We start from the raw sequence: 14,773 nt of genomic DNA, 5'->3' as shown, positions 1-14,773 counted from the left end.
GCCCCCGTCATTGCTTGATCATGTCCACCGCGTCCCAGGAATAGCCGGGACTGAGGTAGGTGACGCCGCTGGAGCCGCTGATGGCGGTCAGGGTCAGCACGTTCTGGCCCACCTGCAGCTCCGAAGCCGGCACCGTGAAGGTGTACATGGTGTTGTTGCCGCGATACGTGCCCACCGTCAGCGTGCGGGTGGACGGCTGCGTGGACGGCGACGGGTTGGCCGGGATCCAGCCGTTGACCTGCGGCTTGGGCCGGCCGCCGGCGAACGCGGCGGTGATGCCCAGGCGCAGCTGGTAGTCGGCGATCTGGCTCTGCGTCAGGTTGAACTTGATGGTCAGCGTGCCGTTCACGTTCTTCCACTGGTAGGCCGGGAAGCCGGTGGCGGCGCTGGAGGCGCCGACCTGGTAGTCGCCCGGCACCCAGGACGCCATGCGCACGTCGGACGGGTGCATGGTGGTGACCTTGTCGCCGTTGATGAACTCGGCCGGCGTGCCGTCCCAGTCGCCGATGCGCCACAGCGGCGCCGCCGCGCTCGGGTCGCCGGCAATGGCGATGGTGTTCAGCGCCACCGTGCCGCCTGCCGTCACCGTCACGCTGCGCGTGTCGACCGCGTATTCGTTCTTGTAGATCTTCATCGTGTAGGTGCCGGGCAGCATGCCGGTGCTGTCGAAGTGGCCTGTGGCCGGATCGGCCTTGGCCCAGTATTGCGCGGTGGCGTTGGCGAAACCCACCGTGTACTCGTAGCCCGCGTTGCGCCCCGTGATGCCGACGCCGGCCACCCGCCCGCGCCCCGCCGGGCCGACATAGCCGGCCAGGCCCAGGCCGCTGAAGAAGGACGTGTCGACCGCCGAGGGAGCGCTGCCGTTGTTGAACACCAGGGTGTAGCTGTTGAGGATATTGGTGCGCAGCGTTTCGGTCTGGGCTTCGCCGTAGTTGATGATATAGGTCAGCTCCTGGTTGGTGGCGGTGGCCTGGTTCAGCAGGCTGCGGTAGAACGGCCCGCCGGAATTGCCCTCGTTGTTGTCGCGCACCACCCACATGCCGGCGGTGGCGCTGGTGGCGCCGATGTACTGCCAGTCCTTCAGGCGCATATTGGAATAGTGCTTGGAGCGGGTCTGGCCGTTCGGCAGGCCGAACACGTCGCCCGACTCCACCGTGGTGGTGGTGCCGCGCAGGTCGGACGGCACCGGGCCGTTGGGCAGCGCCGCGACCGGCACGCGCAGGATGAAGCGCGCCAGCCCCAGCGTGCTCGGCTCGGTGGTGAAATAAGTGCCCATGTAGATGTTGTTGACGCCCTTCTTCACCATGTAATAGTGGGTCAGGTTGCCGGCCACCACGGTGACCTTGATGTAGTCGGCCCCGATCGCCTCGGCGTTGACGCTGACGGCCGACACGCCGGTGTACAGGAAGTCGAAGCCGGAATTGACCTGGCTGCCGCGCGACTGGTCCTGGTACTGCACGCCGTTGTAGACCATGGATGCGATATCGCCGGCCGACTGGGTGCTGACGCCGTTGTCCAGGCGGCGGATCTTGAACACCAGGCCGGCGCCGGTGTCGATGGTGTAGAAATTGGCGTCCGAGCTGAGGCCGAAGCTGCTCGCCTCCTCCGCGGCCAGCGCCAGGCGGACGGCGGAGCGGGTCTGGCTTTGCTCGGCCACGGGGTCGCTGCCGCCGCAGCCGGCGGCCAGCAGCAGCACGGCCAGGCTGGCCGCAGGGGTTTTCAGGATAGGCATGGTGTCTCCAATTGTTAATTTTTAGTAGGAGAGCCAAGTATCAATTTGTCCTTTAAGAAAGGTCAACCGCGCACGCCGGACTATGCCGAAAGAATCACCGGGTTGATTGGCGCGGCCCGTTCCAGCGCCGCAAACGCGGCTGGAACGCCACGTTTTGCGGGCCGCGCCGGGATGGGTTAGAGTATTGCCATGAACAACACCATGACCATCACCGTCGCCCGCGCCACGCTGGCCGAGCTCCAGCCCACCCAATCGCTGCTGTACGAATATTTCGACGCCATCGGCGTGGTCGTGCGCGACGCGCCGGAAGACATCGTCGCCTTCCTGTGCGAACCGCACTCGGCGCTGTGGCTGGCCTACGCGGACGGCCAGCCGGCCGGCTGCGTGGCCCTGCGCGCGCTGCCGCTGGACGGCGTGGCCGCCGCCACCGAGTGCAAGCGCCTGTACGTGCAGCCCGCCTTCCGGGGGCGCGGCATCGCCGAAGCGCTGCTGGACGCCATGGAAGCGCACGCCGCCGCCAGCGGCGCGGCCTGGATCTACCTCGACAGCAAGGACGACCTGGCCCACGCGCTGCGGCACTACCAGCGCCGCGCCTACCAGCCCTGCGCGCGCTACAACGACAACCCGCAAGCCACCATCTTCATGCGCAAGCGGATCGCGTAAAAAAAAAGCACGCCGCAGCGTGCTCTTCAGAGTGCGGGCCGGATTACAGCGCCGAGAAGTCCAGCTCGGTGCCGGTGGCGGCCGCGATCTGCTCCTTGGTGACGCCGGGCGCCAGTTCGGTCACTTTCAGGCCGGCAGGCGTCACTTCCATCACGCCCAGGTCGGTGATCACCAGGTCCACCACGCCCACGCCGGTCAGCGGCAGGTCGCATTTCTTCAGCAGCTTGTGCGAGGTGCTGCCGTCCTTGGCGGTGGCCACGTGCTCCATCAGCACCACCACTTTCTTCACGCCGGCCACCAGGTCCATGGCGCCGCCCATGCCCTTCACCATCTTGCCGGGGATCATCCAGTTGGCCAGGTCGCCCTGCTCGGACACTTGCATCGCGCCCAGGATGGCCAGGTTGATCTTGCCGCCGCGGATCATGCCGAAGGAGTCGGCCGAGCTGAAGTAGGCCGAGCCGGGCAGCGCCGTCACTGTCTGCTTGCCGGCGTTGATCAGGTCGGCGTCGATCTCTTCTTCGGTGGGGAACGGGCCGATGCCGAGCAGGCCGTTCTCGGACTGCAGATACACTTCGATGTCGTCCGGCACATAGTTCGCCACCAGCGTGGGCAGGCCGATGCCCAGGTTCACATAAAAGCCGTCCTGCAGCTCCTTCGCCGCGCGCGCGGCCATTTCATCACGAGTCCATGCCATGTCCGTCTCCTCAGTTGGCGCGCACGGTGCGCTGTTCGATACGTTTTTCCGGCGCCGCGTTGACCACGATGCGGTGCACGAAAATACCCGGGGTATGCACCGCGTCCGGATCGATCTCGCCCACTTCCACCAGCTGCTCGACTTCCACGATGGTGATCTTGCCGGCGGCGGCCACGTTCGGGTTGAAGTTGCGCGCCGTCTTGCGGAACACCAGGTTGCCGGCCTTGTCGGCCTTCCATGCTTTCACCAGCGACACGTCGGCCACCAGCGAGCGCTCCATCACGTACTGCTCGCCGTCGAATTCGCGGATTTCCTTGCCGTCGGCCACGATGGTGCCGACGCCGGTCTTGGTGAAGAAGGCCGGGATGCCGGCGCCGCCGGCGCGCAGCTTCTCGGCCAGCGTGCCCTGCGGCGTGAATTCCAGCTCCAGCTCGCCGGCCAGGTACTGCCGCGCGAACTCCTTGTTCTCGCCAACGTAGGAGGCGATCATCTTGCGGATCTGGCGGGTCTCCAGCAGCTGGCCCAGGCCGAAGCCGTCCACGCCGGCGTTGTTCGAGATCGCGGTCAGCTGCTTGACGCCGCTGTCGCGCAGCGCGCCGATCAGCGCTTCGGGGATGCCGCACAGGCCGAAGCCGCCGACGGCAATGGTTTGCCCATCCTGCACAATGCCGGCCAGGGCGGCGGCGGCATCGGGATACACTTTATTCATACATCTCCCTTATGTTTTAATAAGCTTGCACTGTTGTTCACATGGGGTATCAGCATAGAATACGCCTAGTGAAACCACAATACCGTAGAACTACCGGCCCGCAACGATGAACGCTCCGCTCGCAATCGACTACGAAACCATCTTCCTGCATGCGCCGGTGGGGATGTGCATCTCGGAGAACCGCACCATCCAGTCCTGCAACGAGGCGCTGGCCGGCATGTTCGGCTATGCGCGCGCAGCGCTGGTGGGCAAATCGTTCTGCCTGCTCTACCCGTCGCCGGACGAATTCATCCGCACCGGCGACCGCATCATCCCCATCATGAACGCCAAGGGCCGCTATTCGGACGAGCGCATCATGCGCCGCGCGAACGGCGAACTGTTCTGGTGCCACGTCACCGGCCACGCGCTGAAGGCGCGCGAGCCGCTGGGGCCGGGCATCTGGACCTTCGAGGACGTGAGCGAAAAGCGTCCCGTCACGGCCGAGCTGACCCCGCGCGAACGGGAGATCGCCGCCCTGCTGGTGGAAGGCAAGACCAGCAAGGTCATCGCGCGCCAGATCGACCTCAGCCCGCGCACGGTGGAAATGCACCGCGCCAAGCTGATGCGCAAGTTCGAAGCGGCCACCTCGTCCGAGCTGGTGCACAAGCTGGTCGGCGTTCAGCTGTAAGCCGCAAGCATGAAAAAAAAGCGGCCCGGGCCGCTTTTTTACATCGCCGTCATGCCGTCGTCGGCCGAGATCACCGCGCCGTTGATGAAATGCGAGTCCTCGCCGGCCAGCAGCAGCAGCAGGCCGTCCAGGTCTTCCGGCTTGCCGGGGCGGCGGCGCGGCAGCATGTCGATCAGCTTGCGGCCCTGCTCGCTGGCGAAATAATCCTCGTTGATCTCGGTCGAGATGTAGCCGGGGCAGATGGCGTTGGTGTTGATGCCGTATTTGCCCCATTCCACCGCCATGGCCTTGGTCATCTGCACCACGCCGGCCTTGCTCATGCAGTACACGCCGATCTGCGGCAGCACCCGCAAGCCGGCCACCGAGGCGATATTGATGATGCGGTGCTGCTTCTTCGGGTCGCCCTTGGCGCGCGCGATCATGCGCTTGGCCGTTTCCTGGGCCACGAAGAAGGCGCCGCGCAGGTTGGTGTCCATCACAAAGGCGTAATCCTCCGGCGTCACGTCCACCAGCCGTTGCGTGGTGGAGACACCGGAATTGTTGACCAGGATGTCGATCTGGCCCGCTTCGGTCTCGGCGTGCGCGATGGCCGACTTGATGCTGGCGTAATCGGTCACGTCCAGCGCCACCACGTGCGCCGCGCCGCCGTCCGCCTCGATCTCGGCGCGCAGCTCCTTCAGGCGCTCGATGCGGCGCGAGGCCAGCACCACCTGCGCCCCCGCTTGCGCCAGCACCTTGGCGAAGCGTGCGCCAAGGCCGCTGGAGGCGCCCGTCACCAGCGCAATTTTGCCTTCAAAGTTCACTTCTATGCCCACGGCGCGGCTCCTGTATCGGTTATTAGCATGTACGTAATCATTACACAAAATGCCAGTATTAGATTGCGGCGTCTAAGATTGTCCCGCAAAATGGCGCCCATCTTGCTAAACTGGCGAAAAAGAAGCACACTCGTGCTAATTTCTCGCCTCATTCTTATAAGAAGCTACAGACCATGACACAAGCAAACACCCTGCTCGAACAGTACGGCCCGCGCGACGCGATGGAATACGACGTCGTGATCGTCGGCGGCGGCCCTGCCGGCCTGTCGGCCGCCATCAAGATCAAGCAGCTGGCTGCGGAAAAAGGCCAGGAAGTGTCGGTCGTCGTGCTGGAAAAAGGCGGCGAACTGGGCGCCCACATCCTGTCCGGCGCCGTGATGGACCCGCAAGCGCTGACCGAACTGATCCCCAACTGGAAGGAACTGGGCGCGCCGCTGAACACGGAAGTGACCGAAGACCGCTTCCTGTTCCTGACCGAAAGCAAGGCCTTCCAGGCCCCCAACCTGCTGCTGCCGAACTGCTTCCAGAACCATGGCAATTATGTCATCTCGCTGGGCAACGTGGTGCGCTGGCTGGGCCAGCAGGCCGAGGCGCTGGGCGTGGAAATCTTCCCCGGCTTCGCCGCCGCCGAGGTGCTGTACAACGACGACGGCTCCGTCAAGGGCATCGCCACCGGCAATATGGGCGTCAAGCGCGACGGCGAAGCCGGTCCCGACTTCCAGCTGGGCATGGAACTGCACGGCAAGTACACGCTGTTCGCCGAAGGCGCGCGCGGCCACCTGGGCAAGCAGCTGATGGCCAAGTTCGACCTGAACAAGGGCAAGGACCCGCAGTCGTACGGCATCGGCATCAAGGAACTGTGGGAAATCGACCCGGCCAAGCACAAGCCGGGCCTGGTGATCCACACGGCCGGCTGGCCGCTGGACAGCAAGACCTATGGCGGCTCCTTCCTGTACCACCTGGAAAACAACCAGGTCATGGTCGGCTACGTGGTCGGCCTGAACTATGAAAACCCCTACCTGTCGCCGTACGAGGAATTCCAGCGCTACAAGACCCACCCGGCCATCCGCACCTTCTTCGAAGGCGGCAAGCGCATCTCCTACGGCGCGCGCGCCATCACCGCCGGCGGCCTGCAGTCCCTGCCCAAGCTGGTGTTCCCGGGCGGCGCGCTGATCGGCTGCGACGCCGGCTTCCTGAACATGAGCCGCATCAAGGGCTCGCACGCGGCCATCAAGACCGGCATGCAGGCCGCGCAAGCGGCCTTCGACGCGCTGGCCGCCGGCCGCCAGCACGACGAACTGGCAGCCTACCCCACCGCGTTCGAGCAGTCCTGGCTGCACGAGGAACTGCACGTGGCGCGCAACGTCAAGCCTTGGCTGAGCAAGGGCCTGTACCTGGGCGCCGTGATGACCGGCATCGACCAGCTGATCCTGCGCGGCAAGGCCCCGTGGACCCTGCGCCACAGCCACGGCGACCACGAATGCCTGAAGCCGGCCGCCAACTTCCAGCCCATCGTCTACCCCAAGCCGGACGGCAAGCTGACCTTTGACCGCCTGTCGTCGGTGTTCATCTCGAATACCAACCACGCCGAAGACCAGCCTATCCACCTGACGCTGAAAAACGCCAGCGTGCCGGTGGACGTGAACCTGGCCAAGTACGCCGGCCCGGAGGCGCGCTACTGTCCGGCCGGGGTGTATGAATTCATCAAGACCGACGACGGCAAGGACAAGCTGCAAATCAACGCCCAGAACTGCGTGCACTGCAAGACCTGCGATATCAAGGACCCGACCCAGAACATCGTCTGGATCACGCCGGAAGGCGGCGGCGGCCCGAACTATCCGAACATGTAACCCTAGCCAACTGGCAATAAAACAACAGCGCAGCCCCGCCGGGCCTGCGCTGTTGTGCTTTTAGGAACATAATCGGCAAGCCCGAAGCGAGCATTTCCGATAAAAGAAATTATTTTCACGAAATTTCTCTAAAGCATTTAATGCCCGCTTCCAAACGGTCGTCTTGTACTTGGGAGAGCGCAGAAAAGTACCGCTGCTCTGAATCGAACCCACCTACCAGGAGTTATTCATGCTGAGTCTTCACACCAACGCTGCGGCCCTTTCCGCACAAAACTCGATCACCCGCACGCAGGACAACCTGTCCACGTCGATGACCCGTCTGAGCACCGGCTACCGCATCAATTCGGCAATGGATGACGCAGCTGGCCTGCAGATCGCCACCCGCCTGAAAGCCCAGACCAGCGGTATGGCCGTGGCAATGCGCAACACCCAGAATTCCATCTCCATGATGCAGACCGCCGAAGGCGCGCTGGACGAAACCACCAACATCCTGGTCCGCATGAAAGACCTGGCCACCCAGTCCGCCGACGGTTCCTCGACCGACGACGACCGTACCGCGATGCAGTCGGAATTCGACGCGCTGACCATGGAACTGAGCAACATCCTGTCGAACACCTCGTTCGGCGGCACCACCCTGCTGAGCACCAAGGCCGATTCCAAGTTCAACGCCAAAGTGACCTTCCAGATCGGTTCGTCCAAAGGCGAAACCATGGACGTCGACCTGACCGCCACCGGCGACAGCTCGCTGACCGACATGCACGCCGCCATCGTGGCTGCAGCCGCCAACTACAAATCGGACGGCACCGCCACCGCCGCTGCCGGCACCGAGATCGCCACGTCGGCCGCCGCCAACACCAACATCGACACGCTGAAAGACGCGATCGACTCGGTCGCCAAGACCCGCTCGGCCCTGGGTGCTGCTTCGAACCGCCTGGACCACGTGTACAACAACTTGTCGAACATCTCGACCAACACCAAGAACGCAACCGGCCGCATCATGGACGTGGACTTCGCTTCCGAATCCGCTTCGATGACCTCGAGCCAGATGCTGCTGCAAGCCGGCACCGCGATGCTGAAGCAAAGCAACAGCCAGTCCTCGCTGGTTCTGTCCCTGCTGCAATAATAACCAGGGCATCCCGGGCGCCCGCGCGCCCGGGAGCACAAGAGCCAACCGGACACCCGGTTGGCTTTTTTCGTTTAAGGTCAGTGTAAAATCGCGTTATGGCAATAGACCGACTCAGTCCGATCAGCTCCTCGCTCAACATCCCCGACCGGGTGGCGCGCGAGCAGCCCGGCCAGCCCCAGCCCATCCCGCCGGTCGCCAACGTGCCGGGCGAGGAAGCCAGCTTCTCCCTGCCGCCGGGCCTGTCCCAGGCGCTGAACGGCGTGGCCGACGCGCAGGAAGCCCTGCTGGCCCAGCAAGGCCTGAAGTCGCTCGCCAACGCGGTGCACGCGCAGGCCGCCAATCTGGCCGACCCGGCCGCGCTGCGCCCCGATCAATTGCAGATGTCGCGCCAGCTGGTCTGGCAGCAGCCGGACGCCAACACCATGGCCATGTCGTGGGCGGTGATGGTGCGCACCTACGGCGAGCAGCGCGCCGCGCTGATGGAACAGGCCCATGGCCGGCACCTGCCGTCCGGCCTGTTCATGACCGAGCACGGCCAGTCGGCCATGCGCGAAGGCCGCGTCACGCCGCAGATGCTCAGCGAGCTCGAGTCGTGGCGCTTCGCGGTGTACGCGTGGGGGGCGGAAAAGCTGGTGCTGCGGGTGGTCTCGCGCGACCCCGGCCAGCCCGACGAGCCGCGCCGGCGCCGCGCGCGCGTGGCGATCCGGCTGGAACTGCACATCGACGGCATGGGCAAGGTGCTGGTGCAGATGGAGCCGGCCGGCGACGGCGTGGTGCTCGAGATCGGCGCCAACCAGAACGCCACCATGCAGTTCATGCGCGCCATGCTGCCGGAACTGGCCGCCATCGTCAGCCGCAACGGCCTGTCGTTGGTGCGCTGCCACCTGATGCGCGAACTGGCGCCGGTGCGCGACGAATACAACAATCCGACCCGGGTCCAGACCGCCATGCTGACCCAGGCCATCTTCAAGGCCATGGCCGAGACTGCCGTGCTGCTGTCGCAGCCGCAGCAGCCGGCCGACCTGTTCTCCGAGTCTGCTTGACCTCGCCTGGCCCGGAACCCATGCGCGGCCCGGGCGCCCTGGGCTAGCCCACCGTGCCGATGATGCTCACTTCGCGGTTTTCCGGCACTTCATTGTAGGACAGCACGTGCAGCCCCGGCGCGAACAGGCGCGCGTAGCGCGCCAGCAGCGGCCGGATCTGCGGCAGCACCAGCAGCAGCGGCGGCGTGGCCTGCTGCTTCATCTGCTCGCGCGCCACCGGCATGTTGACCTGCAGCTGCGCCAGCAGGTGCGGATCGATCGGGTAATTGTCCAGCACCACCTTGCCGCTTTGGCGGGCCTGGTTCAGCGAACCCAGCAGCATATTCTCCAGCTCGCCGCCCAGGTTGAAGGCAAGCATCTCGGCGCGCTGGCCGAACAGGCCGGTGACGATCTGGCGCCGCAGCGCGCAGCGCACCTCGGCCGCCAGCAGGATCGGGTCCTTGGTGGTTTCCGAGCTGTCGAGCAAGGTGGTGGCGATCGGCACGATGTCCTTCAGCGACACGTTCTCGGCCAGCAGCACGCGGAACACGCGCAGCAGCTGGGTGTGCGTGAGCGCCTTGTCCAGCGAGGCGGCCAGCTTGGGCGACAGCGCCCCCAGGCGCTCCAGGATGGCCGGCACGTCCTCGTGGCGGAACAGCTCCGGCAGGTATTCGCGGATCAGCTTGGAGACGTGGGTGGCGATGGCGCTGGGCGCCTCCACCACCTGGTAACCGAGCCCGAGCGCATTGGCCTTCTCGCCGCTCTCGATCCAGATCACCGGCATGCCGTAGGCCGGCTCCACGCCGGGAATGCCGTCCAGCTTGCCGTACACGGTGGGCGACGGGATCGCCATCAGGCGGTCGGCGAACACTTCGGCCTGCGCCACCACGCTGCCGCTGAGCACCACCGCGTACTGCGACGGCTTCAGGCCCAGGTCGTCGCGCACGGCCACCGGCGGCAGCACCATGCCCATCGACTCGGACAGGCTCTGGCGCACGCCGCGGATGCGCTTGGTCAGCGGCTCGCCGTGCGCCTTGTCGATCAGGCCCACCAGCTTGTAGCCCAGGGTCAGCTGCAGCGGCTGCACGGCCGGCAGGCTCTGCCATTCCAGCTCGGGCGCCTTCTCCTCGCGCAGCGCGGCCTCGATGGCCTGGATGGCGCTGGTGTCGGGCGCCTTGACCTTGCTGCTCAGGCGCCAGGCCACATAGCCCAGCACGGCGGCGAAGGTCATGAACATCAGCCACGGCATGCCCGGCACCACGGCCAGGATGGCCATCAGGCCGGCCGCGCCGCCGATCACGCTCGGCGAGGTCAGCAGCTGGTGCTTGACCGTGTCCTCGAAATCGCCCGAGTCGCTGATGCGGGTCACCAGGATGGCCGAGGCGGCCGACAGCAGCAGCGCCGGGATCTGCGCCACCAGGCCGTCGCCGATGGTCAGCAGCGCGTACTGACGGAACGCGTCGCCGAAGGACATGTCCTGCATCAGCGCGCCGATCGCCACGCCGCCCACCATGTTGATGATCAGGATCAGGATCGAGGCCACCGCGTCGCCGCGCACGAACTTGGAGGCGCCGTCCATGGCGCCGTAGAAGTCGGCCTCGTTGGCCACGTCCTTGCGGCGCAGCTGGGCCTGCTCCTGGTTGATCAGGCCGGCGTTCAGGTCGGCGTCGATCGCCATCTGCTTGCCCGGCAAGGCGTCCAGCGTGAAGCGCGCCGAGACCTCGGAAATCCGCTCGGCGCCCTTGGTCACCACGATGAAGTTGATGATCATCAGGATCACGAACACCACCAGGCCGACCACGAAATTGCCGCCGATCACCACATTGCCGAAAGCCTCGATCACGCGGCCGGCCGCATGGGTGCCCTCGTGGCCGTGCAGCAGCACCACCCGGGTCGAGGCCACGTTCAGGGTCAGCCGCATCAGGGTGGTGGCCAGGATCACAGTCGGGAACACCGAGAAGTCCAGCGGCCGCTTGGCCGACACGCTGACCAGGATCACGATCAGCGCCAGCACGATGTTGAAGGTGAACAGCACGTCCAGCAGGATCGGCGGCAGCGGCAGGATGATCATCCCGAGGATGGCCATCACGAACAGCGGCGTGGCGAACTTGTGGCGGCGCATCTCTGCGACGATACGGTTCAGGAGATTCATCAGGGTCTTACCTCACTCATGGAAGATGGCACGTCGACGTCAACCGGCAATCCGGGTTCGGCGCTGCGGCGGCCGGCGCGGAAGGCTTTGATCTGCAGCACGTAATTCAGCACCTGGGACACGGCCTGGTACAGCTGCACCGGGATCTGCTGGTTGACCTGGCTGGTATTGTAAATGGCCCGCGCCAGCGGCGGCAGGGGCAATACTTCGATTCGGTGTTCCTGCGCGATCTGGCGGATGAACAGCGCCATCTCGTCGACGCCCTTGGCCAGCACATAGGGCGCCTCGGCGCGCTGCTCGTCGTACTTGAGCGCCACCGCGTAGTGCTCCGGGTTGACGATCACCACGTCGGCGTTGGGCACGGTCTTGCGCGCGGCGCGCTGGGCCAGCGCGCGCTGCAGCTGGCGCACCCGCTGGCGCACTTCGGGCCGGCCCTCGCTGCTCTTGTATTCTTCCTTCAGGTCCTGCTTGCTCATGCGCTGGTTCTTGGCGAAAAAGAAGGCCTGCGCCGGCACGTCGACGATGGCGAACAGCACGAACACGGCCACCAGCGCCATCAGCCCGTCCAGCATCAGCGCCGAGCCGTTCAGCAGCGCCTCGTTGAGCGGCATGCCCTGCAGCCGCGTGTAGTCGCGCACGCTGGAGGTGGCCACGTGCACCAGCACCCAGATCAGCACGCCGGACTTGGCCAGCGACAGGCCGAACTCGAAGGCGTGCTTGCCGGAGAACAACCGGCCCAGGTTGGTCACCGGGGAAAAGCGCTCCAGCTTGGGTTCCCAGTGCTTGCCGGTAAACACCCAGCCGCCCGGCACCAGGCCGCCCAGCACGATGGCCAGCGGCACCGCGAACAGCGGCAGCACCATCTTGATAAGCAGCCACATCGACGACATGAAGATGGTCGACATGGTGTTCTCCAGCGCGCCCTGGCTGTCGTACTGGGCGAAGCTCTGGTGGAACAGCTCGCGGAAATCCATCAGGTAGGACGGCAGCAGCCAGACGAACAGCTTCAGCGTGACCAGGATGCCGAGCGCGGTGGCCAGGTCGCGCGACCGCACCACCTGCCCTTCCTCGCGCGACTTCTTCAGCTTCTGCTGTGAAGCCTTTTCCGACTTGTCGCCGGTGCTGCTCTCAGCCATGGGCCACCTGCATCTGCTGCCGTATCATTTCCAGCACCCGCCCGGTCATGCGGATGTAGTGCTCCGGGATGAAGCGCACCACCTGGCCCAGCATCAGCAGGCCGAAAATGGTGATCACCGAAAAGCCCAGCGCGAACAAATTGAGCGTGGGCGCCACGCGGTTCAGGAACCCGAAGCCGATCTGCACCACCATGGTGGCGAACACGATGGGCACCGCCAGCAGCATGGCGGCGGCGAAGATCCAGGCCACGTTCCAGGCCACCGTCTGCAGCAGCAGCGGGTGGTAGCCGCCGCCCAGCGGCCAGGCCTGGAAGCTGCCGCCGATCACGCCGGCGATCACCAGGTGGCCGTCGATGGCGAAAAACACGATGATCACCAGCATCGACAGCAGCGCCGACACCACGTCCGACGACTGGCCGTTGACCGGATCGTTCATGACCGCCATCGAAAAGCCGATCTGGCTCGACACCACGTAGCCCAGCACCATCATCACCGACACGCTGAAATAGAAGGCCAGCCCCAGCACGCCGCCGATCACGGCCTGCTCCAGCGTGGCCACCGCGCCCTGCAGCGAAATCGGGTCGATCGCCAGCGCGTTCTGGGTCAGCGGCAGCATCAGGATCGACAGCACCAGCGCGGTCAGGATGCGCACCGTCACCGGCACCATGGCCTCGCCCAGCACCGGCGCCGCGCTCAGCATGGCCAGCACGCGCACGAAGGGCCACCACCAGGCGTTGAGCAGCGGCAGCAGCTGGGCCAGTACGGATTCCATGGCCGCCGCCCTACCCTACCAGGGTGGCGGCGCGGGTGAAGATGGACACGCAATAGTCCATCAGGTAACCGGCCATCCAGCGCCCGGCCAGGATCAGCGCCAGCAGCGTGACGAGCAGGCGCGGCAGGAAGCTCAGCGTCTGCTCGTTGATCTGGGTGGCGGCCTGCACCAGCGCCACCAGCAGGCCCATGATCAGGCCGGGCACCACCAGCACCAGCACCAGCAGCATCACGATGTGCAGCGATTCGACGATCAGGTCGACCGCGATGTCGGGCGTCAGCATAGCTCTTCCCCGCCCTAATACGCCTGGATGCTCGTGACGAGCGTGTTGACGGTCAGCGTCCAGCCGTCGACCAGCACGAACAGCAGCAGCTTGAACGGCAGCGAAATGACCAGCGGCGAGAGCATCATCATGCCCATGGCCATCAGCACCGACGACACCACCAGGTCGATGATCAGGAAGGGGATGAACAGCAGGCAGCCGATCTGGAACGCGGTCTTCAGCTCGGACAGCACGAAGGCGGCCAGCTTGACGGTGAAGGCGTGGTCGGCCGGCTTGGCCACGTTGCTCTCGCCGGCCAGGTGGGCGATCTGCTTGAGCGCGGACTTGCTGGTCTGGGCCAGCATGAAGCGCGAAACCGGCTGCTCGGCGATCTTCAGCGCCTCCTGCAGGCCGATCTTGTCCTGGTCGTAGGGCACGAAGGCGTCCTTCCACACCTGGTCGCCGATCGGGCGCATCACCAGCAAAGTGAGGATCAGCGCCACCCCGGTGATCACGCGGTTGGGCAAGCCCTGCTGCAGGCCCAGGGCCTGGCGCAGCAGCGACAGCACGATGACGAAGCGGGTGAAACTGGTCATCATCATGACCATGATGGGCAGCAAGCCCAGCAAGGTCATGATGATGAGGATCTGCGTCTTGACCGTCAGTTCGGTCTTGGCGCCGGGCACCACGTTGGCCAGCAGGTCGACCGCGTGGGCCGGCGCGCTCGCCAGCAGCGACAGGGCCAGGGCCGCCGCGCCTGCGGCAGCGAGCGTCCTGCGGGCAAGCAGGGTCATGGCGTCATCATGTCGAGGTTCAGGCCGTCCAGGTCGATCACCTTCAAACCGTAGTTTTCGCCCGCCACCACCACTTCGGCGCGGCCGATGGGGGTGCCGTTGACCTTGATGATCAGTGGCTCGCCGGCCAGCACATCCAGCTCCACCACGCTGTCCGGGCCGATCGCCATCAGGTCCTGCAGCGAGATGCGGGCCGAGCCCACCTCCAGCGTCAGCGTGACGGGGATCTTGCGCATCATCTGCGGCAGGTCGCGCCGGCCACCGGCGCCGCGCGCCGGGGCCACGTCGGCCAGGTCGTTGCTGACCTGGTCGATGATCATTTCTTCCGACAGGTCCTCCAGCAGCGCGTCGCTGGTGCTGTTTGCGTTGATGTTCATCA

The 14,773-nt window shown here is 65.4% G+C and carries 15 protein-coding genes; 5 read left to right on the top strand and 10 right to left on the bottom strand.

Annotated features, from left to right (window positions below; genetic code table 11):
• Window positions 1–7 precede the first annotated feature (7 nt).
• The gene (locus tag AC56DV_RS28030) at window positions 8–1,732 is read right to left on the bottom strand and encodes a rhamnogalacturonan lyase B N-terminal domain-containing protein (protein ID WP_496317496.1); all 1,725 of its coding nucleotides are present in this window, start codon (window positions 1,730–1,732) and stop codon (window positions 8–10) included.
• Between the two features lie 189 nt (window positions 1,733–1,921).
• Between AC56DV_RS28030 and AC56DV_RS28025 the strand changes: the two genes are divergently transcribed.
• On the top strand, window positions 1,922–2,395 hold the full coding sequence (locus AC56DV_RS28025) for a GNAT family N-acetyltransferase (protein WP_496317495.1): 474 nt from the start codon (window positions 1,922–1,924) through the stop codon (window positions 2,393–2,395).
• 43 nt (window positions 2,396–2,438) lie between these two features.
• Here AC56DV_RS28025 and AC56DV_RS28020 read toward each other — a convergent pair whose 3' ends face one another.
• Window positions 2,439–3,089 carry a CoA transferase subunit B gene (locus tag AC56DV_RS28020; RefSeq protein ID WP_496317494.1) on the bottom strand — a complete coding sequence of 217 codons (651 nt, stop codon included), beginning with the start codon at window positions 3,087–3,089 and terminating at the stop codon, window positions 2,439–2,441.
• Window positions 3,090–3,099: 10 nt separating this feature from the next.
• Window positions 3,100–3,798 carry a CoA transferase subunit A gene (locus AC56DV_RS28015; protein ID WP_496317493.1) on the bottom strand — a complete coding sequence of 233 codons (699 nt, stop codon included), beginning with the start codon at window positions 3,796–3,798 and terminating at the stop codon, window positions 3,100–3,102.
• 106 nt (window positions 3,799–3,904) lie between these two features.
• On the opposite strand from AC56DV_RS28015, the gene AC56DV_RS28010 reads away from it, so the two are divergent.
• On the top strand, window positions 3,905–4,465 hold the full coding sequence (locus AC56DV_RS28010) for a LuxR C-terminal-related transcriptional regulator (RefSeq protein ID WP_496317492.1): 561 nt from the start codon (window positions 3,905–3,907) through the stop codon (window positions 4,463–4,465).
• 38 nt (window positions 4,466–4,503) lie between these two features.
• Here the strand turns inward: AC56DV_RS28010 and AC56DV_RS28005 are convergent, their stop codons facing one another.
• Window positions 4,504–5,280, bottom strand: coding sequence for an SDR family oxidoreductase (locus tag AC56DV_RS28005; RefSeq protein WP_057156993.1), 777 nt, complete (start codon window positions 5,278–5,280; stop codon window positions 4,504–4,506).
• A 173-nt stretch (window positions 5,281–5,453) separates the two neighbouring features.
• Between AC56DV_RS28005 and AC56DV_RS28000 the strand changes: the two genes are divergently transcribed.
• The 3 genes from AC56DV_RS28000 to AC56DV_RS27990 all read left to right on the top strand — a co-directional run bounded on the left by AC56DV_RS28000 (window position 5,454) and on the right by AC56DV_RS27990 (window position 9,299).
• A complete protein-coding gene (locus AC56DV_RS28000) occupies window positions 5,454–7,130 on the top strand; it encodes an electron transfer flavoprotein-ubiquinone oxidoreductase (protein ID WP_496317491.1) in 1,677 nt (558 codons plus the stop codon).
• A 229-nt stretch (window positions 7,131–7,359) separates the two neighbouring features.
• A complete protein-coding gene (locus AC56DV_RS27995) occupies window positions 7,360–8,253 on the top strand; it encodes a flagellin N-terminal helical domain-containing protein (protein WP_496317490.1) in 894 nt (297 codons plus the stop codon).
• A gap of 98 nt (window positions 8,254–8,351) precedes the next feature.
• Window positions 8,352–9,299: a hypothetical protein gene (locus tag AC56DV_RS27990; protein ID WP_496317489.1), complete on the top strand. Its 948-nt coding sequence runs from the start codon at window positions 8,352–8,354 to the stop codon at window positions 9,297–9,299.
• 43 nt (window positions 9,300–9,342) lie between these two features.
• Here AC56DV_RS27990 and AC56DV_RS27985 read toward each other — a convergent pair whose 3' ends face one another.
• From AC56DV_RS27985 to AC56DV_RS27960, 6 genes are read right to left on the bottom strand one after another with little or no spacing between them, the layout of a single operon-like run.
• Window positions 9,343–11,430, bottom strand: coding sequence for a flagellar biosynthesis protein FlhA (locus AC56DV_RS27985; RefSeq protein WP_496317488.1), 2,088 nt, complete (start codon window positions 11,428–11,430; stop codon window positions 9,343–9,345).
• Window positions 11,430–12,566 (bottom strand): EscU/YscU/HrcU family type III secretion system export apparatus switch protein, encoded by a 1,137-nt coding sequence (locus AC56DV_RS27980; protein WP_496317487.1) that lies wholly within the window; start codon window positions 12,564–12,566, stop codon window positions 11,430–11,432. Before AC56DV_RS27980 ends, AC56DV_RS27985 begins: the two co-directional genes overlap by 1 nt.
• Window positions 12,559–13,338 carry a flagellar biosynthetic protein FliR gene (locus AC56DV_RS27975; protein WP_496317486.1) on the bottom strand — a complete coding sequence of 260 codons (780 nt, stop codon included), beginning with the start codon at window positions 13,336–13,338 and terminating at the stop codon, window positions 12,559–12,561. Before AC56DV_RS27975 ends, AC56DV_RS27980 begins: the two co-directional genes overlap by 8 nt.
• Window positions 13,339–13,348: 10 nt before the next feature.
• Entirely contained in the window at window positions 13,349–13,621 is a 273-nt protein-coding gene (locus tag AC56DV_RS27970) for a flagellar biosynthetic protein FliQ (protein WP_107868540.1), read from the bottom strand.
• Between the two features lie 14 nt (window positions 13,622–13,635).
• Window positions 13,636–14,394 (bottom strand): flagellar type III secretion system pore protein FliP, encoded by a 759-nt coding sequence (gene fliP, locus AC56DV_RS27965; RefSeq protein ID WP_496317485.1) that lies wholly within the window; start codon window positions 14,392–14,394, stop codon window positions 13,636–13,638.
• Complete coding sequence (locus tag AC56DV_RS27960; RefSeq protein ID WP_496318491.1) at window positions 14,391–14,771, bottom strand: FliM/FliN family flagellar motor switch protein; 381 nt, start codon at window positions 14,769–14,771, stop codon at window positions 14,391–14,393. Before AC56DV_RS27960 ends, fliP begins: the two co-directional genes overlap by 4 nt.
• Window positions 14,772–14,773 lie beyond the last annotated feature (2 nt).

It is taken from the genome of Massilia sp. BGA-UO-ETr-WB1 (genome assembly GCF_059567845.1).
This window is presented reverse-complemented; position numbering and strand designations above follow the sequence as displayed.

Excerpts from the sequence above, each read along its gene's own strand:
- AC56DV_RS28030 (WP_496317496.1), bottom strand. The coding sequence starts at position 1,732 with ATGCCTATCCTGAAAACCCCTGCGGCCAGCCTGGCCGTGCTGCTGCTG.
- AC56DV_RS28025 (WP_496317495.1), top strand. The coding sequence starts at position 1,922 with ATGAACAACACCATGACCATCACCGTCGCCCGCGCCACGCTGGCCGAG.
- AC56DV_RS28020 (WP_496317494.1), bottom strand. The coding sequence starts at position 3,089 with ATGGCATGGACTCGTGATGAAATGGCCGCGCGCGCGGCGAAGGAGCTG.
- AC56DV_RS28015 (WP_496317493.1), bottom strand. The coding sequence starts at position 3,798 with ATGAATAAAGTGTATCCCGATGCCGCCGCCGCCCTGGCCGGCATTGTG.
- AC56DV_RS28010 (WP_496317492.1), top strand. The coding sequence starts at position 3,905 with ATGAACGCTCCGCTCGCAATCGACTACGAAACCATCTTCCTGCATGCG.
- AC56DV_RS28000 (WP_496317491.1), top strand. The coding sequence starts at position 5,454 with ATGACACAAGCAAACACCCTGCTCGAACAGTACGGCCCGCGCGACGCG.
- AC56DV_RS27995 (WP_496317490.1), top strand. The coding sequence starts at position 7,360 with ATGCTGAGTCTTCACACCAACGCTGCGGCCCTTTCCGCACAAAACTCG.
- AC56DV_RS27990 (WP_496317489.1), top strand. The coding sequence starts at position 8,352 with ATGGCAATAGACCGACTCAGTCCGATCAGCTCCTCGCTCAACATCCCC.
- AC56DV_RS27985 (WP_496317488.1), bottom strand. The coding sequence starts at position 11,430 with ATGAATCTCCTGAACCGTATCGTCGCAGAGATGCGCCGCCACAAGTTC.
- AC56DV_RS27980 (WP_496317487.1), bottom strand. The coding sequence starts at position 12,566 with ATGGCTGAGAGCAGCACCGGCGACAAGTCGGAAAAGGCTTCACAGCAG.
- AC56DV_RS27975 (WP_496317486.1), bottom strand. The coding sequence starts at position 13,338 with ATGGAATCCGTACTGGCCCAGCTGCTGCCGCTGCTCAACGCCTGGTGG.
- AC56DV_RS27970 (WP_107868540.1), bottom strand. The coding sequence starts at position 13,621 with ATGCTGACGCCCGACATCGCGGTCGACCTGATCGTCGAATCGCTGCAC.
- fliP (WP_496317485.1), bottom strand. The coding sequence starts at position 14,394 with ATGACCCTGCTTGCCCGCAGGACGCTCGCTGCCGCAGGCGCGGCGGCC.
- AC56DV_RS27960 (WP_496318491.1), bottom strand. The coding sequence starts at position 14,771 with ATGAACATCAACGCAAACAGCACCAGCGACGCGCTGCTGGAGGACCTG.